This window comes from Pseudomonas sp. B21-054 (assembly GCF_026016345.1).
Lineage (GTDB): Bacteria > Pseudomonadota > Gammaproteobacteria > Pseudomonadales > Pseudomonadaceae > Aquipseudomonas.
This window is the reverse complement of sequence record NZ_CP087204.1, coordinates 2,293,219-2,317,153: the sequence shown is the minus strand read 5'-3', so window position 1 is coordinate 2,317,153 and position 23,935 is coordinate 2,293,219. Positions and strand designations below refer to the sequence as shown.

Sequence of the window (23,935 nt, the reverse complement as noted above, 5' to 3'; positions counted from 1 at the left end):
TGAAGATCCCATGTGGAAGCGAGCTTGCTCGCGATGAGGCCAACCCCGACACACAACTCGCCCAATAAAAAACCCGCGCCTCTCACAAGGCACGGGTTCTTTCACAGCAGCAATCGATCAACGCTCGAGCAAAATCCGCAGCATGCGACGCAGCGGTTCAGCCGCGCCCCACAGCAGTTGGTCGCCGACGGTAAAGGCACCGACGAATTGCGAGCCCATGTTCAGCTTGCGCAAACGCCCCACCGGCACGTTCAGGGTGCCGGTGACCTTGGTCGGGCTCAGCTCCTGCATGCTGATGTCGCGGTTGTTCGGCACCAGCTTGACCCAAGGGTTGTGCTGGCTGATCAGCCCTTCGATGTCGGCGATTGGCACATCTTTGTTCAGCTTGATGGTCAACGCCTGGCTGTGGCAGCGCATGGCGCCGATGCGCACGCAGATGCCGTCCACCGGGATCGGGCTCTTGAAGCGACCGAGGATCTTGTTGGTTTCGGCCTGCGCCTTCCACTCTTCACGGCTCTGGCCGTTGGGCAGTTCCTTGTCGATCCACGGAATCAGGCTGCCGGCTAGCGGCACGCCGAAGTTCTCGGTCGGGTACGCATCGCTGCGCATCGCCTCGGCGACCTTGCGGTCGATGTCCAGGATGGCGCTGGCCGGGTTGGCCAGGTCATCGGCGACGGCGGCGTGGGTCGCGCCCATCTGCTTGATCAGCTCGCGCATGTTCTGCGCGCCGGCACCGGAAGCCGCCTGATAGGTCATGGCGCTCATCCACTCCACCAGACCCGCTTCGAACAGGCCGCCCAGGCCCATCAGCATCAGGCTGACGGTGCAGTTGCCACCGATGTAGTTCTTGGTACCCGCGTCCAGCTGCTGGTCGATGACCTTGCGATTCACCGGGTCGAGGACGATCACCGCATCATCCTGCATGCGCAGGCTGGAAGCAGCGTCGATCCAGTAACCCTGCCAGCCGGCTTCACGCAGCTTGGGGAAGACTTCGCTGGTGTAGTCGCCGCCCTGGCAGGTCAGGATCACGTCGAGGGTCTTGAGCTCGTCAATGCTATAGGCATCCTTGAGCGCACCGGTGTCCTTGCCCACGGACGGGCCTTGGCCACCCACGTTGGACGTGGTGAAAAACACCGGCTCAATGAGATCGAAATCCTGCTCTTCCAGCATTCGCTGCATGAGCACGGAACCGACCATGCCGCGCCAACCGATCAGACCTACACGTTTCATCGCAACTACACCTATACAAAAGTGGGCCACCGTCGAAGCGGTGGGCCGGAAAGATTACAGATTCCGCAGCGCGGCGACTACTGCATCGCCCATTTGCTGCGTACCGACTTTGGTACAACCTTGCGACCAGATATCACCGGTGCGCAAGCCTTGGTCCAGGACCACGCTGACGGCTTTTTCGATCGCGTCGGCGGCATCGTTCAAGTTGAAGCTGTAGCGCAACATCATCGACACCGACAGGATGGTCGCCAATGGGTTGGCGATGCCCTGCCCGGCGATGTCCGGCGCCGAACCGTGGCACGGCTCGTACATGCCCTTGTTGTTGGCGTCCAGGGAGGCCGACGGCAGCATGCCGATGGAACCGGTAAGCATCGACGCTTCGTCGGACAGGATGTCGCCGAACATGTTGTCGGTGACGATCACATCGAACTGCTTCGGCGCGCGCACCAGTTGCATGGCGGCGTTGTCGACGTACATGTGGCTCAGCTCGATGTCCGGGTAATCCTTGGCCACCTGCTCGACCACTTCACGCCACAGTTGGCTGGAAGCCAGCACGTTGGCCTTGTCCACCGAGCACAACTTTTTGCCGCGTACGCGCGCCATGTCGAAACCGACCCGGGCGATACGGCGGATTTCGCTTTCGCTGTACGGCAAGGTGTCGTAGGCCTGACGCTCGCCATTATCCAACTCACGGGTGCCACGTGGGGCGCCGAAGTAGATACCGCCGGTCAGCTCACGGACGATGAGGATGTCCAGGCCCGAGACGATTTCCGGCTTCAGGCTCGAAGCATCGGCCAGTTGCGGGTAGAGAATCGCCGGACGCAGGTTGCCGAACAGGCCCAGTTGAGCACGAATCTTCAGCAGGCCGCGCTCGGGGCGGATGTCGCGTTCGATCTTGTCCCATTTCGGGCCGCCCACGGCACCCAGCAGCACGGCATCGGCTGCGCGGGCACGGTCCAGGGTTTCATCGGCCAGGGGCACGCCATGCTTGTCGATGGCCGCGCCGCCGATCACGTCGTGGCTGAGCTCAAAGCCCAGGCCGTACTTGTCGTTGGCCAATTCCAGGACCTTGACCGCTTCGGCCATGATTTCCGGGCCAATGCCGTCGCCTGGGAGAATCAGAATCTGCTTGCTCATGCTTTCCTCGTTTGCTTTATCGGCCCGTCCCGGGCTTTGTACCCGACTGGCCGGGAAAAATGCTATCGCTCGGCCCACAGCACCAGTACATCTGTACTGAACGAACCATCGGCCTCAATCTCAAAATATTCACGCACTTCGTCGCCCATCGAGCGCTGCAGCTCGAGAATCGCCGCCCGCATCACCTCGGGGGTGCGCATGCGCTCGACCCAGGAACGGTATTCCAGGCGCAGGCGCTGGCGCGAGGTGCTGCGGGTATGCAGTCCCGCTTCGCTGACCTGGCGCAACCATTCACCGGCGGAATAATCGCGCACATGGCTGGTGTCACGCAGCACTTCGACGCTTTGCAGGTACGTGTCCAGCAAGGGCGCGCCAGGCGACAGGACATCAATGAGCGCCACCACCCCGCCCGGCTTGAGCACCCGGCGCACTTCCCGCAAGGCCAGGCCCAGGTCGCTCCAATGATGCGCCGAATAACGGCTGAACACGAAGTCGAACTCAGCGTCGGCAAACGGCAGGCGCTCGGCGGCGCCCCGCACCGTGGCGATGTTGTCCAGGCCCCGCTCCACTGCCGCCGCGGTCACGACGTCGAGCATCTGCTGGGACAAGTCATAGGCCACCACTTCACCGGCCAATGGCGCGACATGGAAACTCACGTGCCCGGCGCCGCACCCCAGGTCCAGCACCCGGGCATCGCCATGACCTGCCAGCTCAGCCTGTAGCAGCGCGAACTCGGTGCCCTGGGCGTGCACGGCACTGCTCAGATAGGCCGAAGCCTGTTCACCGAATTGCTTTTGTACTACTTGACTGTGGGCGGTGCTGGTCATGGGATGTCCTTGAAGTTTGTATCGCCTGGGCTGTCCCCATCGCGAGCAAGCTCGCTCTCACAGGGGATTGTTAACACCGCAAATCCAATGTGGGAGCGAGCTTGCTCGCGATGAGGCCGGTACTGCCTACCTCAATCTCGAATCAATCAAGCATCGCGAAACAACCAAGGCTGGCTCGCCCGGTGCTTGGCCTCGAACGCGGCAATCGCCTCGCCGTCCTGCAGAGTCAAGCCGATGTCATCCAGGCCGTTGAGCAGGCAGTGCTTGCGAAACGCATCGATCTCGAACTTCAGCACCTTGCCGTCGGGGCGGGTCACGGTCTGGGCGGCCAGGTCGATCTGCAGTTGATAGCCAGGGTTGGCCTCGACCTGCTGGAACAGCTCATCCACGTCAGCATCGCTGAGGATGATCGGCAGCAAACCGTTCTTGAAGCTGTTGTTGAAGAAGATGTCGGCGTAGCTCGGCGCGATGATGCTGCGAAAACCGTACTCTTCCAACGCCCATGGCGCGTGCTCGCGGCTCGAACCGCAGCCGAAGTTCTCCCGGGCCAGCAACACGCTGGCGCCCTGGTAACGCTCGGCGTTGAGCACGAAATCCTTGTTCAACGGGCGCTTGGAGTTGTCCTGGTACGGCTGGCCGACATCCAGGTAGCGCCACTCATCGAACAAGTTCGGGCCGAAGCCGGTGCGCTTGATGGACTTCAAGAACTGCTTGGGAATGATCTGGTCGGTGTCAACGTTGGCACGATCCAAAGGCGCGACAAGACCAGTGTGCTGGGTAAAAGCTTTCATGCTGCGCTCCTTCAGATCAATTCGCGGACGTCGACGAAACGGCCGTTGACAGCCGCCGCCGCGGCCATGGCCGGGCTCACCAGGTGCGTACGGCCACCGGCGCCCTGACGGCCTTCGAAGTTACGGTTGGAGGTGGAGGCGCAATGCTCGCCCGACTCCAAACGGTCCGGGTTCATCGCCAGGCACATCGAGCACCCTGGCTCGCGCCATTCGAAACCGGCCTCGAGGAAAATCTTGTCCAGCCCTTCCGCTTCGGCCTGGGCCTTCACCAGGCCCGAGCCCGGCACCACGATGGCCTGCTTGATGGTCGAGGCCACCTTGCGGCCCTTGGCGATTACCGCAGCGGCGCGCAGGTCTTCGATCCGCGAGTTGGTGCAGGAGCCGATGAACACACGATCGAGCTGGATGTCAGTGATCGCCTGGTTGGCGCTCAAGCCCATGTACTTCAAGGCACGGACGATGGAGTCGCGCTTGACCAGGTCCATTTCCTTGGCCGGATCCGGTACGTTCTGGTCCACGGCCAAGACCATTTCCGGGGAAGTGCCCCAGCTGACTTGCGGCTTGATCTGCGTCGCGTCGAGCTCGACCACCGTGTCGAACTTGGCATCGGCATCGGAGACCAGGTCTTTCCAGGCCTCGACCGCCATGTCCCATTCCGCGCCCTTGGGCGAGAACGGACGGCCCTTGACGTATTCCACGGTCTTTTCATCGGCGGCCACCAGGCCCACGCGGGCACCGGCTTCGATGGACATGTTGCAGATGGTCATGCGGCCTTCGACGGACAAGTCGCGGATCGCGCTGCCGGCGAACTCGATGGCATGGCCGTTACCGCCAGCGGTGCCGATCTTGCCGATCACGGCCAGGACGATGTCCTTGGCGGTCACGCCGAACGGCAACTTGCCTTCGACGCGCACCAGCATGTTTTTCATTTTCTTGGCGACCAGGCACTGGGTGGCGAGCACGTGCTCGACCTCGGAGGTGCCAATACCGTGGGCCAAGGCGCCGAAGGCACCGTGGGTCGAGGTGTGGGAGTCGCCGCAGACCACGGTCATGCCCGGCAAGGTCGCGCCCTGCTCCGGGCCGATGACGTGGACGATGCCTTGGCGTACATCGTTCATCTTGAATTCAACGATGCCGTATTCGTCACAGTTATCGTCGAGGGTCTGGACCTGCAAACGCGAGACCTGGTCGGCAATGGCTTCGATGCCGCCCTTGCGCTCCGGGGTGGTCGGTACGTTGTGGTCCGGGGTCGCGATGTTGGCATCGATGCGCCATGGCTTGCGCCCGGCCAGGCGCAGGCCTTCGAAGGCTTGCGGCGAAGTCACTTCGTGGATGATGTGACGATCGATGTAGATCAGCGCCGAGCCATCGTCGCGCTGCTTGACCAAATGCGAATCCCAGAGCTTGTCGTAGAGCGTTTTGCCGGCCATCAGACGGTTTCCTCATCAGCTTGTTTCTATGCCCCGGGTCCTGAGCGAATCAATAACCCCTTGGCTTGTGAGGCTGATCCTATGGGGTTACATTAAATAACTCAAATTCATATTTTTCATACTTTGCATAACCAACTGGAATTCGACCGGAACCACCATGGACCTCGCCAACCTCAATGCCTTTATTGCCATCGCCGAGACTGGCAGTTTCTCCGGCGCCGGCGAACGCCTGCACCTGACCCAGCCGGCCATCAGCAAGCGCATTGCGGGCCTGGAGCAACAACTCAAGGTGCGCCTGTTCGATCGCCTGGGCCGTGAAGTGAGCTTGACCGAGGCCGGCCGCGCCCTGCTGCCACGGGCCTACCAAATCCTCAACGTGTTGGACGACACCCGCCGCGCCCTGACCAACCTGACCGGCGAAGTGACCGGCCGCCTGACGCTCGCCACCAGCCACCACATCGGCCTGCACCGCCTGCCTCCTTTATTGAGGGAGTTCACCCGACGCTACCCCCAAGTGGCGCTGGATATTCAGTTCCTGGATTCGGAAGTGGCCTACGAAGAAATCCTCCATGGCCGGGCGGAGCTGGCCGTCATCACCCTCGCCCCCGAGCCCCACACGCTGGTGCGCGCCACGCCGGTGTGGGACGACCCCCTGGACTTCGTGGTGGCCCCGGAACATGCGCTGCTGGACAACGGTGGTGTCAACCTGGCGGACATTGCCTTGCATCCAGCGGTTTTCCCGGGCGGCAACACCTTTACCCACCACATCGTCCGACGTTTGTTCGAGGCCCAGGGCCTGACGCCCAACATCGCCATGAGCACGAATTACCTGGAAACCATAAAAATGATGGTTTCCATCGGCCTGGCCTGGAGCGTCCTGCCGCGCACCATGCTCGATGATCAGGTGGCACGCATTCCTTTGCCGGGCATACAGCTCAGTCGCCAGCTAGGCTATATCTTGCACACCGAACGGACGCTGTCGAATGCCGCACGGGCTTTCATGGCCTTACTGGACGCACAAATCGATCTGCCAAGGACAAAGGCATAGGTTGTGCTACTCCTATAGAGCCGCAACACCTGTGCCCAACGCCCAATCTGCCAAGGCTCGCTAGATAATGCCCAAACCCGCTGACCACCTCCCGCCCCTGCCGCGCATCCAGGCGCTCGACCCAAAACGGTCCGAGCAAAGCTGGGACAGCGCACCGCAGTTGCTGGCCGCGCTGAACGGCGCACGGTTGGGGGCCTGGTCGTGGGACATCGATACCGGGCAGATCAGCTGGTCCCGGGGCACCCAGGCGTTGTTCGGCTTCGATCCGCGCCAGCCATTACCGGCCGACGTGGACTACCTGGACCTGTTATTGCCCGAAGACCGGGCCAAAGCCATGCGGGCCTTTCACGCGGCGGTGGCCGGCGTGCCACTGGAACAGGCAATGCACCACCGCATCGTCTGGCCTGACGGCAGCCTGCACTGGCTGGAAATCAGTGGCAGCGTGCTGCCCGACAAGCGTGGCCGTCCCCGAATGATCGGGGTGATCCGCGAGATCACCCATCAACGCGAGCGGGAACAGGCCCTGCGCAGCTCGGAAAAACGCTTTGCCACGCTCTTTCACCTCTGCCCCAACATGGTCTTGCTGACCCGTCAGGAAGACGGCTTGATCAGCGAGGCCAACCAGTATTTCGAAAGCCTGTTTGGTTGGCCGGTACACGACGTGATTGGCCGTACCACCCTGGAGCTGGGGCTGTGGGTCGACCCCGGGCAACGGGCAAAACTAGTGGAGGCGACGAAAGCCAAGGGCGAACTGGTGAGCATGGAGGTGGAGTTTCGAGCCAGCAACGGCCAGGTCCATAACGGTATTCTCAGCGCCCAAAAAGTCGAGCTCGAGGGCCAGCCCTATCTGTTGAGCACTTTCCTCGACACCACCGAGCGCAAACTGGCCGAACAGGCCCTCAAGGACAGCCAGGAACGCCTGGACCTGGCGCTTGACTCGGCGCAGCTGGGTACCTGGGATTGGCACATTCCCAGCGGCATGCTCTATGGCTCGGCGCGGGCCGCGCAACTCCATGGCCTGGAACCCAAGCCATTCCACGAATCCTTCGATGCGTTTTTTGACGGCGTGCCCACCGAAGAGCGCAATAACATGCGTAACGCCTACCGCAGCCTGCGGGAAGGGCCGGCGGGCAACTATCAACTGACCTACCGCGTGCAACTGCCGGACGGCAGCTCCCGTTACCTGGAAAGCCGCGCCCGCCTCTATCGCAATGACGACGGCAGCCCCTTGCGCATGGCCGGCACCTTGCTGGACATCACCGATCAGGTCGAGCGCGAGCAGAGCCTGGCGGCATCGGAGGAGAAATTCGCCACGCTGTTCCAGGTCAGCCCCGACCCGATCTGCGTCACTCATCAGGACAGCGGCCGGTTCCTCGAAATCAACTCCAGTTTCACCCAGACCTTCGGCTGGGCAGCGAGCGATGTGATCGGCCTCAGCGCCGACGAAATCGGGCTCTGGGATGCTTCGGGCAGCAGCCTGCAACGCATCGAACGAGTGATCCGCGAGCAATCCCTGAACAACGTCGCCATCGTCGTCCATCATAAAAACGGCCAGCCACTGACCTGCGTGATCTCCAGCCGACAAATCAACGTTAGCAACCAGCCGTGCATCGTCACCACCTTGCGGGACATCACCCAACAACAACGTTCCGAAGCGGCCCTCAAGGCCAGCGAGGAGAAATTCGCCAAGGCGTTTCACTCCAGCCCCGACGCCATCACCATTACCGAATGCGACAGCGGCCGCTACCTCGAAGTCAACGACGGCTTCTGCCGCCTGACCGGCTACCGCGCCGACGAAGTGATCGGGCACACGGTCTACGAAGTCGGAATCTGGGCCGAAGAAAAACAGCGCGCGACGTTGCTGGCTGAACTGCAGCTCAAGGGCCGCGTGCACCACATGGAAATGCTCGGGCGCAACAAACGGGGGGAATTGCTTACCGTAGAGGTCTCGGTGGAGCCCATCACGCTCAACGAAACGGCCTGCCTGTTGCTGACGGCCCGGGACGTGAGCCTGCTGCGCAACGCTGAAGCACAGATACGCCACCTGGCCTATCACGACTCGCTGACCAACCTGCCCAACCGGGCGTTGCTGATGGACCGGCTGAGCCAGCAAATCGCCCTGCTCAAGCGCCACAACCTGCGTGGCGCGCTGCTGTTTCTCGACCTGGACCACTTCAAGCACATCAACGACTCCCTCGGTCATCCGGTGGGCGACACCGTGCTGAAAATCATCACCGCGCGCCTTGAAGCCAGCGTGCGCCTGGAAGACACCGTGGCGCGGCTGGGCGGCGACGAATTCGTGGTCTTGCTCAGCGGTCTGGAAGGCAGCCGCGCAGCTGTCAGCGAGCAAGTGCAGAACCTGGCCGATACCTTGCGCGATTTGCTCTCGGAGCCGATGTTCCTCGATGGCCAGCGCCTGCAAGTCACGCCGAGCATCGGCATGGCGCTGATTCCCGACCACGGTTCTACCCCGACCGACCTGCTCAAGCGCGCCGACATCGCGCTGTACCGCGCCAAGGATTCGGGCCGCAACACCTCGCAGATGTTCCACGCCACCATGCAAAAAGCCGCCAGCGAACGACTGCGCATGGAAACCGACCTGCGCCAGGCCCTGGCACGCGGCGAATTCAGTTTGCATTTCCAGCCTCAGGTCGACGCTCGGGACAACCGCATCATCGGTGCCGAAGCCCTGGTACGCTGGCATCACCCAGACCTGGGCGCCCAGTCGCCCGCCGAATTCATCAAAGTGCTGGAGGACAGCGGCCTGATCCTGGAAGTCGGGACCTGGATCCTCGATGAAGCCTGCGACGGCTTCAAGCAACTGATCGCCAGGGGCAAGGTCGATCCGCAGCAATTCAGCCTGTGCGTGAACATTAGCCCGAGGCAGTTCCGCCAGAGCGACTTCGTCGAACGCATTGAAACCTGCCTCGCCACCCACGGCTTGCCCTGCTCCATGCTGAAGCTGGAAATCACCGAAGGCATCGTGATCCAGAACCTGGACGACACCATCGCCAAGATGCGCCGGCTCAAGAAATTGGGGGTGAGCTTCGCCATGGACGACTTTGGCACCGGCTACTCGTCGCTGACTTACCTCAAGCGCCTGCCGGTGGACACGCTGAAAATCGACCAGTCATTCGTGCGCGACGCCACCAGCGACCCCAACGACGCTGAAATCATCCGCGCCATCGTCGCCATGGCCCGCAGTCTCAACCTGGAAATGATTGCCGAAGGCGTGGAGACCCTGGAGCAATTGCAATTCCTGCAGGGGCTTGATTGCCATTTGTACCAAGGTTATTTGCATAGCCGGCCGTTGCCGCTGGAGGCGTTTGAGCGGTTGTTGCCGTAACTTTGTGGCGAGGGGATTTATCCCCGTTGGGCTGCGCAGCAGCCCCAAAGAAATTGAACGACACTGACCCGCCTGACATACCGAGGCGGCTGGTTTTGGGGCCGCTTCGCAGCCCAGCGGGGATAAATCCCCTCGCCACAATGGAATCCTCACACTGTCATTCCACAATGAAGAAGGGCGCCATTTGGCGCCCTTCTTCAGCTGCGATGCATCAGTTTTGCAACACGGCTTGCTGTTGCGCCCCATTGATCGGGATGCGCTTGGCTTTCGCCTCTTCCGGTACCACCCGCAACAGATCGATGCTCAACAGACCGTTGCTCAGGCCGGCGGATTTGATCTCGATATGATCCGCCAACCGGAAGGACAGCTTGAACGCACGCTGGGCGATACCCTGGTGCAGGTAAGTCACGCTGTCGCTGCTGGCCTCGCGTTTACCACCGCTGATGGTCAGCACACCTTTTTCCACTTGTAGGTCCAGGTCTTCTTCCTGGAACCCGGCGGCGGCGACCACGATGCGGTACTCGTCATCACCATGTTTTTCCACGTTGTAGGGTGGATAGCTGCTGCCCGGTTCGTTGCGCAGGGCGGTTTCGAACAGGTCGTTGAAACGGTCGAAACCCACCGAGGAACGGAACAGAGGGGCCAGGGAAAATGCAGTACTCATGATTCAAATCTCCTGAAAAATTCAGCAAGTTTTTTTGTCTCCGCGACCCGAATTCGGCATCGCGCAACCCCTATCTAGGGTCCGCCAAATACTTTTCAAGAGCTTTTTTTGATTTTTTTTCAGGCTGCTTCGGGACGCTGTACACCCAGCAAACGACCCACCGCGTCCAGCTCGGTTTCCCGCCGAAGGGCAGTGAACAGCGCCACCGCCTCAGGGTAATTGCGGGTCAGCATCGCCAGCCATTGCTTCAACCGACCGGGCGCCTGACGGGGTGTCAGTTGCTCGACCACCTGCACCCAGAAATCCTGGAGCATCGGTTGCAACTCGGCCCAGGACATCTCGACCACCTCTTCACCGGCCCGGGCCGCAGCGATCTGCCGGGCCAGGTCAGGGCGGGAAACGAGGCCGCGTCCGAGCATGATGTCTTCGACGCCGCTGATCTCGCGGCACCGACGCCAGTCTTCCACGCTCCAGATATCGCCGTTGGCGAACACCGGCACCTTGACCACGTCCTGAACCCTGGGGATCCATTCCCAGTGAGCCGGTGGTTTGTAGCCATCGGTCTTGGTCCGCGCATGCACCACGATGTGCGCCGCGCCGCCTTCGGCCAACGCCGTGGCACAGACCAGCGCGCCGTCAGGGCTGTCGAAACCCAAGCGCATCTTGGCGGTGACGGGGATGTGCCTGGGCACCGCGCGACGCACGTGTTCGACGATTTGGTTGAGCAGTTCCGGCTCCTTAAGCAACACCGCCCCGCCCCGGGATTTGTTCACGGTCTTGGCCGGGCAGCCAAAGTTCAGGTCAATGACCTCTGAGCCCAACTCACAAGCCAACGCCGCGTTTTCCGCCAGGCACACCGGATCGGACCCGAGCAACTGCACCCGCAACGGCACGCCGGCGGCGGTCCGGGCATCGGTCAGCAGCTCAGGGGCGAGCTTATGGAAATAGGCCGGCGTGAGCAGGCGGTCATTGATGCGGATGAACTCGGTGACGCACCAGTCGATACCACCAACCCGAGTCAGGACGTCCCGCAGGATGTTGTCGACCAACCCCTCCATGGGCGCCAGGGCAATTTGCATGGAAAAACACACTCAACGAAAAAACGTGCGGCAGTTTACCGGATTTTGCCCACATATCCGGCATTCACCACAAATCCTTGTGGGAGCGAGCTTGCTCGCGATGGCGGTGAGTCAGCTTGCGGGAGTGTTGAATGTGCCGCCGCTTTCGCGAGCAAGCTCGCTCCCACAGGGGTTGGGGACACCCACAGCATCGGAGCCCACCACAATCTATGTGGGAGCGAGCTTGCTCGCGATGGCGGTGGGTCAGTCTATGAAGGCGCCAGATGGATTCAGCGCCACGCCATAGCCTTCAATGAATTCCGGCGGCATGCGCTTGGGCCTGCCAGTGGACAGTTCGATGCAGACGAATGTGGTCTGGGCGCGCAGCAAGGTGGTGTTGTCACTGGGGCGGATCAGCTGGAAATGCCGGGTCATCTTCAACCGCTGGTCCCAGTCGACGATCCAGGTCGCCAGTTGCAGCTCGTCGCCTTCGTAGGCCGCCGCCAGATAATCGATTTCATGCCGCACCACCGCCATGGCCCGGTCCAGTCGCCGGTATTCGACCAGGTCCAGCCCCAGGCGCTGGGAATGGCGCCAGGCGCAACGCTCAAGCCAGGTGACGTATACCGCGTTGTTGGCGTGGCCCAGCCCGTCGATGTCTTCGGCATTGACTTGAAGATCAATGATGAATGGCGTTGCCCGATCCCAGCCCATGCCCCTCTCCCGGTTGAATGTGGATCGGGGCAGTGTAACGGATGATCAAGCCGATTGCCGCGCTTGCAGGCTGCGCCCAGCCAGCAGTGATAACACACCATCAATGACCCGAGGATCGGCCAGCACCCGCTGGTGCCCACCCTCGGGCAATCGCAGCAAGCGGCTGTCGAACCAGGCTTCGTGGATCAGTTGCGATTCCTTGACCGAGACGAACGTGTCGTCCTCGGCATGGACGATCAGCCCGGGCAGATCCAGCTGGTAGTGGGAGACGTCCATCTTCGAGACCCGCATGCCGACATCACGCTCCACTTCGCGAATGAAGGCCGAACGTGCCTTGGGTGGCAACCCCATCATTCGGGCGAACCCGCGCAACACGCCAAGAATACGCCCGGGTGCGGCAACACTGACCAGGGTCTCGGTACGCAACCCCAACTGAACCGCCAGCATGGCACTGGCACCGCCCATGGAATGCCCGATCACGGCTTGCAGCGGCGGCAACTCAGCCGCGGCTTCAAGCATGGCCCTGGCGAACAGCAAGACATTCGCCTCGCGACCAGGAGAGCGACCATGGGCCGGGCCGTCCAGCGCCACCACCATGTAGCCGGCGTTCACCAACGCAGTGATCAACGCCCCGAACTGAGTGGGCCGCCCTTCCCAGCCGTGCATCAGCAGAACGACCGGGCCCCTGCCCCAACGTAACGCCGACAGTCCGAAACGCAAGGTGATGCGCTCAGAACTGGCCAGCAGCGGCAATTCCCAGTCGCGGGGCGGCAGGTTCCGGGGCTGCATGAACACCCCACGCATCTTCTTCGCTACCAGGCGCGGAGCCAGCCGGCCAAGTGTGCCATTGACGCCACGAATCCAGCTCAACCTGTTCATCGCTCATCTCCAGGGCTTGCGCCTTAGCTCATCGCACCGCCGACTTCGCGGCACGCAACAAACGATCCGACAACTCTCCCGGGCCCAATGCCCGTGCCAGCGCCAGGCCACCGACCATCAGGGCAATGTCGGCCAAGACTTTGTCGGAGTCTTCCGGGCTGGCCGCCAACTGTGCGGTCATCAGCTCGATATGCTCATTGAGAACCTCACGGAACGCATCCGGCAGCCGCCCGAGCTCACCGACTGACGCAGGGATCGGGCAAGCGTTTTCTGTGGAGTCGCGGTGCTTGCGCGACAGATAGAACGCCGCGACCAAAGCGCGCCGCTCTTCACCGGTCAGCTCGGCATCCATGTCGGCAATCAAGCCACGCCGCCGGCTGAGCAGGTTCTTGAACGCCTCCAGCATCAAGGCATCCTTGCTTTCGAAATGGGCATAGAAGCCACCCACTGTCAGCCCGGCCGCGCCCATCACCTCGCCCACGCTCGGCTCCGCCGGGCCACGCTGGATCAGCGCGTCGCTGGCAGCCTTGAGAATGCGTTCACGGGTTTGTGCCTTTTTATCGCTCATCGCCACCTCCGAATATTACGATTGAAATATTATTCTCATAATAATTTTATGCAAGCGAAAATTCTGACCACTGATCAGAAGCATCTTTTCGAGAAATAGAAGAGTTGGCCGAACGCCAGGCAAACAAAAGGGCCATTCAAGAATTGAATGACCCTTATAAAATCCCGCAGAGCGGGTAATCGTGGCGTCCCCTAGGGGACTCGAACCCCTGTTACCGCCGTGAAAGGGCGGTGTCCTAGGCCACTAGACGAAGGGGACACAAACCTTCTGAACATGATCAGCGCTGAGAACTGATCGACTCAAGGCCGGTGTGGCCAGACCTTGAACCTGTAAATTGGTGGAGCTAGACGGGATCGAACCGTCGACCTCTTGCATGCCATGCAAGCGCTCTCCCAGCTGAGCTATAGCCCCGGATTTTTCGCCTCGCGGCGGAGCGATATCTTGCAACATCGCTTCTGTAAAACTGGCGTCCCCTAGGGGACTCGAACCCCTGTTACCGCCGTGAAAGGGCGGTGTCCTAGGCCACTAGACGAAGGGGACGCAAACCCTTCTATACAACTGATCAACGCTGAGTGTTGATCGCTTCAAGACCCGTGTGGCCAGGCCCTGAAGTGTAAATTGGTGGAGCTAGACGGGATCGAACCGTCGACCTCTTGCATGCCATGCAAGCGCTCTCCCAGCTGAGCTATAGCCCCTCATCGCTGAGGACGGGGCGAATCTTAAGGGCGTATCAGAGGGCTGTCAAATTTATTTTCAACAAATTTGAAAGTTTTTTGCCGGGATAACAATCACTTACCGACAAACCCCGGAAAACCGGGGCATGCCCTGCCCCATCGACCGCTTAGGCGATCGCACCCAACAGTTTTTCCCACTCCTTGTTTTCCTTCTTCGACACGCCACCGAGCAAGTCGATGGCCTGGCGCAGGCGGAAGCGGGTCAGGTCCGGGCCGAGAATTTCCATGGCATCGAGCACCGACACCGAACTGGCCTGACCGGTAATCGCGGCGAACATCAGCGGCATGGCGTCACGCAGCTTCAACTCCAGATGTTCGACAACCGCCTGGATGGTGGCGGTGATGCTGTCTTTTTCCCACTGGCGCAGGCTTTCGAGTTTCCACAGGATCAACTGCATCAACTGGCGGACCTGATCGGCCGACAGTTTCTTGGATTCGAACAGCTTCGCATCCGGCGTCACGCCACCGGCAAAGAAGAAACCGGCCAGCGGTGCGATCTGGCTGAAGGTCTCTACCCGGCCCTGCACGTGGGGAGCGATCTTCATCATGTACTCAGGGTTCAACGCCCACTTCTGCACCCGTGCGGCGAACTCCTCCACCGGCAGGTCCCGCAGCCACTGGCCGTTGAGCCAAGACAGCTTCTCGACGTCGAAGATCGGCCCACCCAGGGAGACACGCGACAGATCGAAGTGCTCGACCATTTCCTGCAGCGAGAACTTCTCGCGCTCGTCCGGCATCGACCAGCCCATGCGGCCCAGGTAATTGAGCATCGCTTCGGGCATGAAGCCCATGCGCTCGTAGAACGTCACCGAGGTCGGGTTCTTGCGCTTGGACAGCTTGCTCTTGTCCGGGTTACGCAGCAGCGGCATGTAGCACAGCTGCGGTTGTTCCCAGCCGAAGTATTCGTAGAGCAGGATCAGTTTCGGTGCCGACGGCAGCCATTCCTCACCGCGCAACACATGGGTGATGCCCATCAGGTGATCGTCGACCACGTTGGCCAGGAAGTACGTCGGCAGGCCGTCGGTCTTCATCAGCACTTGCATGTCCATGCGATCCCACGGGATCTCGACGTCGCCACGCAGCATGTCCGGCACCACGCAGACGCCCTCGGTGGGCACCTTCATGCGGATCACATGGGGCTCGCCAGCTGCCAGGCGACGAGCGACTTCTTCCTTGGACAGCAGCAATGCACGGCCGTCGTAGCGCGGGGTTTCGCCACGGGCCATCTGCTCGGCGCGCATCTGGTCCAGCTCTTCGGCGGTACAGAAGCAGGGGAACGCATGCCCCATGTCCACCAGCTGCTGGCAGTACTGCTTGTAGATATCGCCGCGCTCGCTCTGGCGATACGGGCCATGGGGGCCGCCGACGTCCGGGCCTTCGCTCCAGTCGATGCCCAGCCAGCGCAACGCGTCGAAAATCTGCTGTTCGGACTCGCGGGTCGAACGCAACTGGTCGGTGTCCTCGATCCGCAGGATGAATTCGCCGCCATGCTGCTTGGCAAAGCAATAGTTGAACAAAGCGATGTAAGCGGTGCCGACATGGGGATCGCCAGTAGGCGAAGGCGCGATGCGGGTGCGGACGGTGGTCATGGCATGTCTCGGAAAGAATATAAAAGCGAAGATCAAACAGGGGGCGAATGGTAACAGGCGATGGCGGGCGGGCTCCAGTAAGAGGCGGATTTGAGTGGCCAGTCGTTAGACCGAGGCGCCCCCATCGCGAGCAAGCTCGCTCCCACACTGGACCGCGCCCAATGCGGACAACTGGGTTCCCTGTGGGAGCGAGCTTGCTCGCGATGGCGCCCTTGAAATTACCCCAGAACCTCAGACAGTCAGCAACCGCTCCCGCAACTTGCCAATTTCATCACGCATTTGCGCCGCCGCTTCGAACTCCAGGTCCCGGGCCAGTTGGTACATTTTCTCTTCCAACTGCCGGATACGCTTGGCGATCTCGCTCGGCGAGCGCAGTTCGGCTTCGTAGCGGGCACTCTCTTCGGCGGCCTTGGCCATGCCCTTGCGCTTTTTACTGCGCGAGCCAGGCACGGTGGCGCCTTCCATGATATCGGCAACGTCCTTGAACACCCCTTTGGGCGTGATGCCGTTGGCCAGGTTGAAGGCAATCTGTTTGTCGCGACGGCGCTCGGTCTCGCCGATGGCCCGCTCCATGGAGCCGGTCATGCGGTCGGCGTAAAGAATCGCCCGGCCATTGAGGTTACGCGCAGCGCGACCGATGGTCTGGATCAACGAGCGCTCGGAGCGCAGGAAACCTTCCTTGTCGGCGTCGAGAATCGCCACCAGCGACACTTCCGGCATGTCCAGGCCTTCGCGCAGCAGGTTGATGCCCACCAGCACATCGAAGGTGCCCAGGCGCAGGTCGCGGATGATCTCGACCCGCTCCACCGTGTCGATGTCCGAGTGCAGGTACCGCACCCGCACGCCATGGTCGGCCAGGTAATCGGTAAGGTCTTCGGCCATGCGTTTGGTCAGCGTGGTGACCAGCACCCGCTCCTCCAACGCTACGCGCTTGGTGATTTCCGAAAGCAAGTCGTCGACCTGGGTCAGCGCCGGGCGCACTTCGATTTGCGGATCCACCAGCCCGGTCGGCCGCACCAATTGTTCGATCACCCGGCCAGCATGCTCAGCCTCGTAGTTGCCGGGGGTGGCCGAGACAAAGATCGTCTGCGGGCTGACGCTTTCCCATTCATCGAAGCGCATCGGCCGGTTGTCCAGGGCCGAGGGCAGGCGGAAACCGTACTCCACCAGGGTTTCCTTGCGCGAGCGGTCGCCTTTGTACATGGCGCCGACCTGGGGCACGCTGACGTGGGACTCGTCGATCACCAGCAAGGCGTCGGCCGGCAGATAGTCATACAAGGTGGGCGGCGGCGCACCCGCCGGGCGACCCGACAGGTAGCGCGAATAGTTTTCGATGCCGTTGCAGTAGCCCAGCTCCAGGATCATCTCCAGGTCGAAGCGGGTTCGCTGTTCCAGACGCTGGGCTTCCACCAGCTTGTTGTTCGAACGCAGGTATTCCACGCGCTCCTGCAGTTCGACCTTGATCCCTTCGATGGCATCCAGCAGGGTTTCCCGTGGCGTCACGTAGTGACTCTTGGGGTAGAAGGTGAAGCGTGGCAGCTTGCGGATGACTTCGCCGGTCAGCGGGTCGAATGCGGAAAGACTCTCCACCTCATCGTCGAACAGCTCGATGCGGATCGCTTCCAGGTCCGATTCCGCCGGGTAGATGTCGATCACATCGCCACGGACTCGGAACGTCGCCCGGGCGAAATCCATGTCGTTGCGGGTGTACTGCAAATCCGCCAGACGTCGGAGCAAGGCGCGCTGCTCGAGTTTGTCGCCGCGATCCACATGCAGCACCATCTTCAAATAGGTTTCCGGGCTCCCCAGGCCGTAGATGCACGACACCGTGGTGACGATGATCGCGTCCTTGCGTTCCAGCAACGCCTTGGTCGCCGACAGCCGCATCTGCTCGATGTGGTCGTTGATCGAGGCATCCTTCTCGATGAAGGTGTCCGACGATGGCACGTAGGCCTCGGGCTGGTAGTAATCGTAATAAGAGACGAAATACTCCACCGCGTTGTTCGGGAAGAACGCCTTGAACTCACCGTACAACTGCGCCGCCAGGGTTTTGTTCGGCGCCAGCACCAGGGTCGGGCGCTGAACCTGGGCGATCACATTGGCAATGCTGAAGGTCTTGCCCGAGCCGGTCACACCGAGCAGCGTCTGGTGCGCCAACCCGGCCTCGATGCCTTCGACCATCAAGCGGATCGCTTCCGGCTGGTCGCCGGCGGGCTCGAATCGGGTGACTAGCTGGAATTCAGACATAACATAACCTCTGGGTTCACCCCTGTCGGCCAGCCGACAGGAACGAGAAAGACCGAAACGGCTGCTGCCGTCCGAGGAAAAAGCTGGGATGCACACAATGTGGAGGTGAATGCCTTCGCTTTCAAGACGAACGTCCTACACGCCTTGAAGACTTTGACGCGGCGAAGGGACTAACGGTCGAAAAAAATCGAAAATACTTACCGTAAAAGCCGAATCGCCTGTCGCCCTGCCCAGTGATGGCCTCTATACTAGCTCCCCGTTTGTGCACCGCTCTAGTGCATCCGGCTGGAGCGCGACACGTCCCCCCACACTCCATTCAGAGCCGCGCAATAATGAGCCTGTTTTCCGCTGTCGAATTGGCACCCCGCGACCCCATCCTGGGCCTCAACGAAGCATTCAACGCCGACACCCGTACCAATAAGGTCAACCTGGGCGTGGGTGTTTACTGCAGCGAGGAGGGGCGCATTCCACTCCTGCGCGCCGTTGTCGAAGCCGAGACGACTCGCGTGGCTCAGCACGTTTCCCGTGGCTACCTGCCCATCGACGGCATTGCCGCCTACGACCAGGCGGTCCAGACCTTGTTGTTTGGCAAGGACAGCCCGCTGATCGCCTCCGGTCGCGTCATCACCACCCAGGCCGTGGGCGGCACCGGTGCTCTGAAGATCGGTGCCGACTTCCTCAAGCAACTGCTGCCTGACGCCGTCGTGGCCATCAGCGACCCGAGCTGGGAAAACCACCGCGCCCTGTTCGAAACCGCCGGCTTCCCGGTGCAGAACTACCGCTACTACGACGCGGCCACCCATGACGTGAACCGCAGCGGCCTGCTGGAAGACCTCAACGCCCTGCCCGACCGTTCGATCGTTGTGCTGCACGCCTGCTGCCACAACCCGACCGGCGTGGACCTGAGCTCGCAAGACTGGAAAAACGTGCTGGCCGTGGTCAAGGCCAAGAACCACGTACCGTTCCTGGACATGGCCTACCAGGGCTTTGGCGAAGGCATCGACGAAGACGCCGCGGCCGTGCGCCTGTTCGCCGAGTCGGGCCTGACCTTCTTTGCGTCCAGCTCGTTCTCCAAGTCGTTCTCCCTGTACGGCGAGCGCGTTGGCGCCCTGTCGATCGTCAGCGAATCGAAAGAGGAAAGCGCCCGTGTGCTGTCCCAGGTCAAGCGCGTGATCCGCACCAACTACTCCAACCCGCCGACCCATGGCGCCAGCATCGTCGCCGCCGTGCTCAACAGCCCTGAGCTGCGGGCCCAGTGGGAAGCGGAACTGGCCGAAATGCGCCTGCGCATTCGCGGCATGCGCAACCAGATGGTCGACATGCTGGCCAAGGCCGCGCCGCAGCACGACTTCAGCTTCGTCGCACGCCAGAGCGGGATGTTCTCCTACTCCGGCCTGACCGTTGAACAAGTGACGCGGCTGCGCAACGAGTTCGGCATCTATGCCCTGGACACCGGCCGCATCTGCGTGGCCGCGCTGAACCAGAACAACATCGATGCGGTGACCAAGGCCATTGTCCAGGTGATCTGAAGGTCGTCGGGATGAAAAACGGGAAGCCATGGCTTCCCGTTTTTTTTGGCTGTCTAAACCTATGAAAACAGGCACACACCAAAACCTGTGGCGAGGGGATTTATCCCCGCTGGGTTGCGAAGCAGCCCCAAGGTGCTTGAAGTTATTAACCTGCTACATCCGTTGCTGATTTCAGGGCTGCTACGCAGCCCAGCGGGGATAAATCCCCTCGCCACAAAGCATCCAGCCCCGCATTTCCTATACAAGCAAATGCATCGCGACTACAACTCCGTCGCCCGCTGACTCGCCGCATCGTCGTACACGACATATAACGACTCGGCGACCTGGCTCTTGATGGCCTTGGTGCTTTCCAGTCCCAGGACAAACCCCTCGGCCTTGCCCCCGGCACGGTTCAGTTCTTCAGCCGTGCTCGCCTGGACGATGGCGTCGTAAAGTTTTTCGGCGTGCGGCCCCACGCCTTTGGGCAAGCTGATCTGCGTGGTGCTCATAGCGACACCTCGGTGCGGTTGACTGGGTGAAGCGGTAACAGAGGGTTCATGGCGCGTACCTTGGTCGGCGAATGGCCGGCAGCGCGTCCTGCCACTTCCGGGCGACCATGGTAGTCCTCTCTCGCCGTCGCGGTAACTGCCAATCGTTGCCGAACCTTCAATGGTCACCTGGACTGCACCATTTGCCGGCAGAGGCTTGACTTCTCTTTTCCAATCAGTAACATACGCGTCATTCCGCGATAGCTCAGTTGGTAGAGCAAGTGACTGTTAATCACTGGGTCCCTGGTTCGAGTCCAGGTCGTGGAGCCAGATAGCGACAAATCAAGCCCCTGAATCGAAAGATTCGGGGGCTTTTTTGTGGGCAAAAAAAAGCGTTGCCGGTTGAAAAAGCCTGTCGAGGTCGCTGCCGGAACAATAATCTGGCGCCAAAAAGGCATTATGGTCTGAATCCTGCTTTCTTTTTTCGATCATCCAAGCTGTCACGCGAGTGTCATGGCATCGCCGCAAACTGGTGATGTCCGTCAATAACAGCTTCATAACAACAAGGACGAAGCTATGCCCACGCAAAATCCTCACCGCATTGTCGGCCTGTGCACCTCCAGCAAGGTGTACAACGTACTGACTGAACTCAGGCACCTGGAAGGCCACCGCAGCGCCAAGTTCCTTTCATTGCTGGCGGAAAACCTGGTTCGCAAGGGTCTGCTCAACGAGCAGGAAGTGGTGCATATGCTCGACTTGGTCGTCGATTGAGCGGCATCGATTCCTACTATCGAGGCTGTTGATTTTTCGTCTCCCCGGCTGAGTCGTAAGGTAACCCCATCGATTGATGGAGGTTCCCATGCCCAAGGTTCAAATCATGTCTGTCATTGGCAGTGCCGTCCCCGCCCCACTCCGGGAGCTCGGGCTGCTGGCCTGCTGGTACCTGGTGCAAGACGGCGTGACCATCAGCGGCCCGCTGACTTCACTGCCCGCCGCCCAGGCACTGTCGCAACGCATCGGGCCCTACCTGTTGAGGGCCTAGGGCAACTGCACACGCGGCGTGCTTTCGACGAACAAGGCCCAACAGGACATGAACAGCGCGGCGATCAGCGGCCCGATCACGAAGCCGTTCAGCCCGAACACCGCCAGCCCACCCAGTGTCGAGACCAGCACCATGTAGTCAGGCATCTTGGTGTCCTTGCCCACCAGGATCGGCCGCAGGAAATTGTCCACCAGGCCGATTACGAACACCCCGAACAGCGTCAGCACCACGCCCTGCCAGATCGCCCCCGAGAGCAGGAAGTACACCGCCACCGGTGCCCAGACGAGGCCCGCCCCCACCGCCGGCAACAACGACAGGAACGCCATCAGCACCGCCCAGGGCAATACGGTCGGAATCCCCAGGATCCAGAAGATCAGCCCACCCAGCGCACCTTGGCTGATGGCGACCAGCAGGTTGCCCTTCACCGTGGCCCGTACCACCCGATTGAACTTCAACTGCAGACGGCGCTTTTGATGTTCCCCCAGGGGAACGGCCATGCGCACTTTGCGCACCAGTTCCGCACCGTCGCGCAGAAAGAAGAACAGCAGATAGATCATCACGAAGAAGCTGACCAGGAACTGAAAGGTGCCCTGGCCGAAACTGAAGGCCTGGGTGGCGAAGAACTCGCTGCCCTGCATCGCGCTCTTGACGATCTTGTCGCGCAAGCCGTTCAGGTTGCCCAGGCCGAAACGGTCCAGCAGGTGCTGGAAGTACGGCGGCAAGGCATCCTTGAAGCGGGCCAGGTAATCGGCAATGTCCAGCTCGCCGCTTTCCAGGCTCTTGTACAACGCCGCGCCTTCCTGGACCAACAACGTACTGATGATGATCACCGGCAAGATCGCGCAGACCACACAGATGCTCAACGTGACCAGCGAGGTGACATTGCGGTGCCAGCCGAACCTCAACTGCAAGCGGCGCTGCATCGGCGCAAAGACGATACCCAGGATGACCGCCCAGAACACCGCACCGTAAAATGGCAGCAGAATCCAGATGAAGGCGACCGTGACCAGCACCAGGAGCAACATCTGGGCTTTGTTTTGTAGCATCTTTCGATTCATCAGCTTTCCATGTCCAAAGGCGGGATACACATTAGTCCGCCAGGACTCGCCGGAGTGCCTTCACGTTTGCGCTGCACATTGATTCAGGTCAATGAGGCCTGGCCGCCCCTGGCGTAGCCTCCCCGCTTTTTGCGACCTGACCCCACCATGACCCTCGCCGCCCCCGAACTGCTGGCGCCCGCCGGCACCCTGAAAAACATGCGCTATGCCTTCGCCTACGGTGCCGATGCGGTGTACGCCGGTCAGCCGCGCTACAGCCTGCGGGTGCGCAACAACGAATTCGACCACGCGAACCTGGCCTTGGGCATTGCCGAGGCCCAGGCCATGGGCAAGCGCTTCTACGTAGTGGTGAACATCGCCCCGCACAACGCCAAGCTACGCACGTTCCTCAAGGACCTGGAGCCGGTGATCGCCATGGCGCCGGACGCATTGATCATGTCCGACCCGGGGTTGATCATGCTGGTTCGCCGGCATTTTCCACAGATGCCAATCCACCTGTCGGTACAGGCCAATACGGTGAACTGGGCGAGCGTCGAGTTCTGGCAGCAGCAGGGTTTGAGCCGGATCATCCTGTCCCGGGAGTTGTCCCTGGAGGAAATCGCCGAGATCCGCGAGCAGGTGCCGGCCATGGAGCTGGAAGTGTTCGTCCATGGGGCGCTGTGCATGGCCTACTCCGGGCGCTGCTTGCTCTCGGGTTACATGAACAAGCGTGATGCCAACCAGGGCAGTTGCACCAATGCCTGTCGCTGGAAGTACTCGGCGCAACCGGCGGTGGAAAACGCAGCGGGCGATATCGTGCAAACCTTTGAGCCCGCACCGACCCTGGGCCTCGGCGCCCCCACCGATGAAGTGTTCCTGCTTCAGGAAGCGAACCGCCCTGGGGAGTTGATGCCGGCCTTCGAGGACGAGCATGGCACCTACATCATGAATGCCAAGGATCTACGGGCGGTGCAGCATGTGGAACGACTGGCGCGCATGGGCGTGCATTCCTTGAAGATCGAAGGCCGGACCAAGTCGCACTTCTATTGCGCCCGCACCACCCAGGTGTATCGCCGGGCCATCGATGACGCGGTGGCCGGCCGTGAGTTTGACCGCGGCCTGATGACCGACCTGGAATCCCTGGCCCAGCGCGGCTACACCGAAGGTTTTCTACGGCGCCACGTGCACGACGAATACCAGAATTACCAGAACGGCAGCTCGGTGTCGGAGCGCCAGCAGTTCGTCGGCGAACTGACCGGCGCACGGCGCGAACGCCTGGCCGAAGTACGGGTGAAGAATCGCTTCAGTCTGGGGGATCACATGGAGTTGATGACCCCCAAGGGCAACTTTCACTTCGATCTGCATCAGTTGCAGAACATCAAGGGCCAAGGCATCGACGTGGCACCGGGGGATGGGCATGTGGTGTACGTGCCGATTCCGGATGCGGTGGACCTGCGGTTTGGGTTGTTGATGCGGGATATCAGCGAGAAGTAAGACCGGCAGCGCAATTCCTCTGTGGGAGCGAGCTTGCTCGCGATAGCAATTTCATGATCAACGCAGGCGGTGGCTGATCGACCGCCTTCGCGAGCAAGCTCGCT

20 protein-coding genes and 5 tRNA genes are annotated in these 23,935 nt (G+C 61.1%); 7 read left to right on the top strand and 18 right to left on the bottom strand.

The annotated features are described in order from the left end of the window. Positions 1–117: 117 nt before the first annotated feature. The 5 genes from asd to leuC all read right to left on the bottom strand — a co-directional run bounded on the left by asd (position 118) and on the right by leuC (position 5,415). Positions 118–1,230, bottom strand: a complete 1,113-nt coding sequence (gene asd, locus LOY70_RS10360) for an aspartate-semialdehyde dehydrogenase (RefSeq protein ID WP_025212819.1) — start codon at positions 1,228–1,230, stop codon at positions 118–120. Positions 1,231–1,284: 54 nt separating this feature from the next. Further along, positions 1,285–2,367 (bottom strand): 3-isopropylmalate dehydrogenase, encoded by a 1,083-nt coding sequence (gene leuB / locus LOY70_RS10355; RefSeq protein WP_060741441.1) that lies wholly within the window; start codon positions 2,365–2,367, stop codon positions 1,285–1,287. A gap of 62 nt (positions 2,368–2,429) precedes the next feature. After that, positions 2,430–3,194, bottom strand: a complete 765-nt coding sequence (locus tag LOY70_RS10350) for a class I SAM-dependent methyltransferase (protein ID WP_265036040.1) — start codon at positions 3,192–3,194, stop codon at positions 2,430–2,432. A gap of 146 nt (positions 3,195–3,340) precedes the next feature. After that, positions 3,341–3,985, bottom strand: coding sequence for a 3-isopropylmalate dehydratase small subunit (gene leuD, locus LOY70_RS10345; protein WP_123414416.1), 645 nt, complete (start codon positions 3,983–3,985; stop codon positions 3,341–3,343). An 11-nt stretch (positions 3,986–3,996) separates the two neighbouring features. Continuing rightward, positions 3,997–5,415: a 3-isopropylmalate dehydratase large subunit gene (gene leuC / locus LOY70_RS10340; RefSeq protein WP_003203866.1), complete on the bottom strand. Its 1,419-nt coding sequence runs from the start codon at positions 5,413–5,415 to the stop codon at positions 3,997–3,999. 157 nt (positions 5,416–5,572) lie between these two features. Between leuC and LOY70_RS10335 the strand changes: the two genes are divergently transcribed. After that, positions 5,573–6,463: a LysR family transcriptional regulator gene (locus tag LOY70_RS10335; protein ID WP_265036030.1), complete on the top strand. Its 891-nt coding sequence runs from the start codon at positions 5,573–5,575 to the stop codon at positions 6,461–6,463. Between the two features lie 67 nt (positions 6,464–6,530). Then, entirely contained in the window at positions 6,531–9,809 is a 3,279-nt protein-coding gene (locus LOY70_RS10330) for an EAL domain-containing protein (protein WP_265036028.1), read from the top strand. A gap of 211 nt (positions 9,810–10,020) precedes the next feature. Here the strand turns inward: LOY70_RS10330 and LOY70_RS10325 are convergent, their stop codons facing one another. From LOY70_RS10325 to uvrB, 11 genes are all read right to left on the bottom strand, one after another. Next, a complete protein-coding gene (locus LOY70_RS10325) occupies positions 10,021–10,473 on the bottom strand; it encodes an Hsp20 family protein (RefSeq protein ID WP_265036026.1) in 453 nt (150 codons plus the stop codon). 119 nt (positions 10,474–10,592) lie between these two features. Then, positions 10,593–11,552, bottom strand: coding sequence for a tRNA dihydrouridine synthase (locus tag LOY70_RS10320; protein ID WP_265036024.1), 960 nt, complete (start codon positions 11,550–11,552; stop codon positions 10,593–10,595). Between the two features lie 243 nt (positions 11,553–11,795). After that, positions 11,796–12,245 (bottom strand): acyl-CoA thioesterase, encoded by a 450-nt coding sequence (locus tag LOY70_RS10315; RefSeq protein WP_265036022.1) that lies wholly within the window; start codon positions 12,243–12,245, stop codon positions 11,796–11,798. A gap of 45 nt (positions 12,246–12,290) precedes the next feature. Next, positions 12,291–13,124 carry an alpha/beta fold hydrolase gene (locus tag LOY70_RS10310; protein WP_265036021.1) on the bottom strand — a complete coding sequence of 278 codons (834 nt, stop codon included), beginning with the start codon at positions 13,122–13,124 and terminating at the stop codon, positions 12,291–12,293. Between the two features lie 28 nt (positions 13,125–13,152). Further along, a complete protein-coding gene (locus LOY70_RS10305; protein WP_265036019.1) occupies positions 13,153–13,692 on the bottom strand; it encodes a TetR/AcrR family transcriptional regulator in 540 nt (179 codons plus the stop codon). A gap of 182 nt (positions 13,693–13,874) precedes the next feature. Continuing rightward, positions 13,875–13,950: transfer RNA gene (locus LOY70_RS10300), tRNA-Glu, on the bottom strand. A 77-nt stretch (positions 13,951–14,027) separates the two neighbouring features. Further along, positions 14,028–14,103: transfer RNA gene (locus tag LOY70_RS10295), tRNA-Ala, on the bottom strand. 53 nt (positions 14,104–14,156) lie between these two features. Continuing rightward, positions 14,157–14,232, bottom strand: a tRNA-Glu gene (locus tag LOY70_RS10290). A gap of 79 nt (positions 14,233–14,311) precedes the next feature. Continuing rightward, positions 14,312–14,387 (bottom strand) — tRNA-Ala (locus LOY70_RS10285). A gap of 146 nt (positions 14,388–14,533) precedes the next feature. After that, a complete protein-coding gene (gene gltX, locus LOY70_RS10280) occupies positions 14,534–16,015 on the bottom strand; it encodes a glutamate--tRNA ligase (RefSeq protein ID WP_265036017.1) in 1,482 nt (493 codons plus the stop codon). A gap of 231 nt (positions 16,016–16,246) precedes the next feature. After that, the gene (gene uvrB / locus LOY70_RS10275; protein ID WP_265036015.1) at positions 16,247–18,262 is read right to left on the bottom strand and encodes an excinuclease ABC subunit UvrB; all 2,016 of its coding nucleotides are present in this window, start codon (positions 18,260–18,262) and stop codon (positions 16,247–16,249) included. A 332-nt stretch (positions 18,263–18,594) separates the two neighbouring features. Between uvrB and LOY70_RS10270 the strand changes: the two genes are divergently transcribed. Continuing rightward, positions 18,595–19,791 (top strand): amino acid aminotransferase, encoded by a 1,197-nt coding sequence (locus LOY70_RS10270; RefSeq protein WP_265036013.1) that lies wholly within the window; start codon positions 18,595–18,597, stop codon positions 19,789–19,791. Between the two features lie 260 nt (positions 19,792–20,051). On the opposite strand, the gene LOY70_RS10265 is transcribed toward LOY70_RS10270, so the two are convergent. Next, a complete protein-coding gene (locus tag LOY70_RS10265; RefSeq protein ID WP_123341917.1) occupies positions 20,052–20,279 on the bottom strand; it encodes a hypothetical protein in 228 nt (75 codons plus the stop codon). 233 nt (positions 20,280–20,512) lie between these two features. Between LOY70_RS10265 and LOY70_RS10260 the strand changes: the two genes are divergently transcribed. From LOY70_RS10260 to LOY70_RS10250, 3 genes are all read left to right on the top strand, one after another. Beyond that, positions 20,513–20,588 (top strand) — tRNA-Asn (locus tag LOY70_RS10260). 246 nt (positions 20,589–20,834) lie between these two features. Beyond that, positions 20,835–21,029: a hypothetical protein gene (locus LOY70_RS10255; protein WP_025212803.1), complete on the top strand. Its 195-nt coding sequence runs from the start codon at positions 20,835–20,837 to the stop codon at positions 21,027–21,029. A gap of 88 nt (positions 21,030–21,117) precedes the next feature. Beyond that, positions 21,118–21,300 carry a hypothetical protein gene (locus LOY70_RS10250; protein WP_046063464.1) on the top strand — a complete coding sequence of 61 codons (183 nt, stop codon included), beginning with the start codon at positions 21,118–21,120 and terminating at the stop codon, positions 21,298–21,300. Here LOY70_RS10250 and LOY70_RS10245 read toward each other — a convergent pair. Next, entirely contained in the window at positions 21,297–22,358 is a 1,062-nt protein-coding gene (locus LOY70_RS10245) for an AI-2E family transporter (RefSeq protein WP_192260858.1), read from the bottom strand. The two genes, LOY70_RS10250 and LOY70_RS10245, sit on opposite strands and share 4 nt — an antisense overlap. 147 nt (positions 22,359–22,505) lie before the next feature. Between LOY70_RS10245 and yegQ the strand changes: the two genes are divergently transcribed. Next, positions 22,506–23,831 (top strand): tRNA 5-hydroxyuridine modification protein YegQ, encoded by a 1,326-nt coding sequence (gene yegQ / locus LOY70_RS10240; RefSeq protein WP_265036006.1) that lies wholly within the window; start codon positions 22,506–22,508, stop codon positions 23,829–23,831. Positions 23,832–23,935: the final 104 nt, after the last annotated feature.

Excerpts from the sequence above, each read along its gene's own strand:
- LOY70_RS10310 (WP_265036021.1), bottom strand. The coding sequence starts at position 13,124 with ATGAACAGGTTGAGCTGGATTCGTGGCGTCAATGGCACACTTGGCCGG.
- LOY70_RS10245 (WP_192260858.1), bottom strand. The coding sequence starts at position 22,358 with ATGAATCGAAAGATGCTACAAAACAAAGCCCAGATGTTGCTCCTGGTG.
- LOY70_RS10250 (WP_046063464.1), top strand. The coding sequence starts at position 21,118 with ATGCCCAAGGTTCAAATCATGTCTGTCATTGGCAGTGCCGTCCCCGCC.
- LOY70_RS10325 (WP_265036026.1), bottom strand. The coding sequence starts at position 10,473 with ATGAGTACTGCATTTTCCCTGGCCCCTCTGTTCCGTTCCTCGGTGGGT.
- yegQ (WP_265036006.1), top strand. The coding sequence starts at position 22,506 with ATGACCCTCGCCGCCCCCGAACTGCTGGCGCCCGCCGGCACCCTGAAA.
- leuC (WP_003203866.1), bottom strand. The coding sequence starts at position 5,415 with ATGGCCGGCAAAACGCTCTACGACAAGCTCTGGGATTCGCATTTGGTC.
- gltX (WP_265036017.1), bottom strand. The coding sequence starts at position 16,015 with ATGACCACCGTCCGCACCCGCATCGCGCCTTCGCCTACTGGCGATCCC.
- LOY70_RS10305 (WP_265036019.1), bottom strand. The coding sequence starts at position 13,692 with ATGAGCGATAAAAAGGCACAAACCCGTGAACGCATTCTCAAGGCTGCC.
- leuD (WP_123414416.1), bottom strand. The coding sequence starts at position 3,985 with ATGAAAGCTTTTACCCAGCACACTGGTCTTGTCGCGCCTTTGGATCGT.
- leuB (WP_060741441.1), bottom strand. The coding sequence starts at position 2,367 with ATGAGCAAGCAGATTCTGATTCTCCCAGGCGACGGCATTGGCCCGGAA.
- uvrB (WP_265036015.1), bottom strand. The coding sequence starts at position 18,262 with ATGTCTGAATTCCAGCTAGTCACCCGATTCGAGCCCGCCGGCGACCAG.
- LOY70_RS10320 (WP_265036024.1), bottom strand. The coding sequence starts at position 11,552 with ATGCAAATTGCCCTGGCGCCCATGGAGGGGTTGGTCGACAACATCCTG.
- LOY70_RS10315 (WP_265036022.1), bottom strand. The coding sequence starts at position 12,245 with ATGGGCTGGGATCGGGCAACGCCATTCATCATTGATCTTCAAGTCAAT.
- LOY70_RS10330 (WP_265036028.1), top strand. The coding sequence starts at position 6,531 with ATGCCCAAACCCGCTGACCACCTCCCGCCCCTGCCGCGCATCCAGGCG.
- LOY70_RS10335 (WP_265036030.1), top strand. The coding sequence starts at position 5,573 with ATGGACCTCGCCAACCTCAATGCCTTTATTGCCATCGCCGAGACTGGC.
- LOY70_RS10270 (WP_265036013.1), top strand. The coding sequence starts at position 18,595 with ATGAGCCTGTTTTCCGCTGTCGAATTGGCACCCCGCGACCCCATCCTG.
- LOY70_RS10350 (WP_265036040.1), bottom strand. The coding sequence starts at position 3,194 with ATGACCAGCACCGCCCACAGTCAAGTAGTACAAAAGCAATTCGGTGAA.
- asd (WP_025212819.1), bottom strand. The coding sequence starts at position 1,230 with ATGAAACGTGTAGGTCTGATCGGTTGGCGCGGCATGGTCGGTTCCGTG.
- LOY70_RS10265 (WP_123341917.1), bottom strand. The coding sequence starts at position 20,279 with ATGAGCACCACGCAGATCAGCTTGCCCAAAGGCGTGGGGCCGCACGCC.
- LOY70_RS10255 (WP_025212803.1), top strand. The coding sequence starts at position 20,835 with ATGCCCACGCAAAATCCTCACCGCATTGTCGGCCTGTGCACCTCCAGC.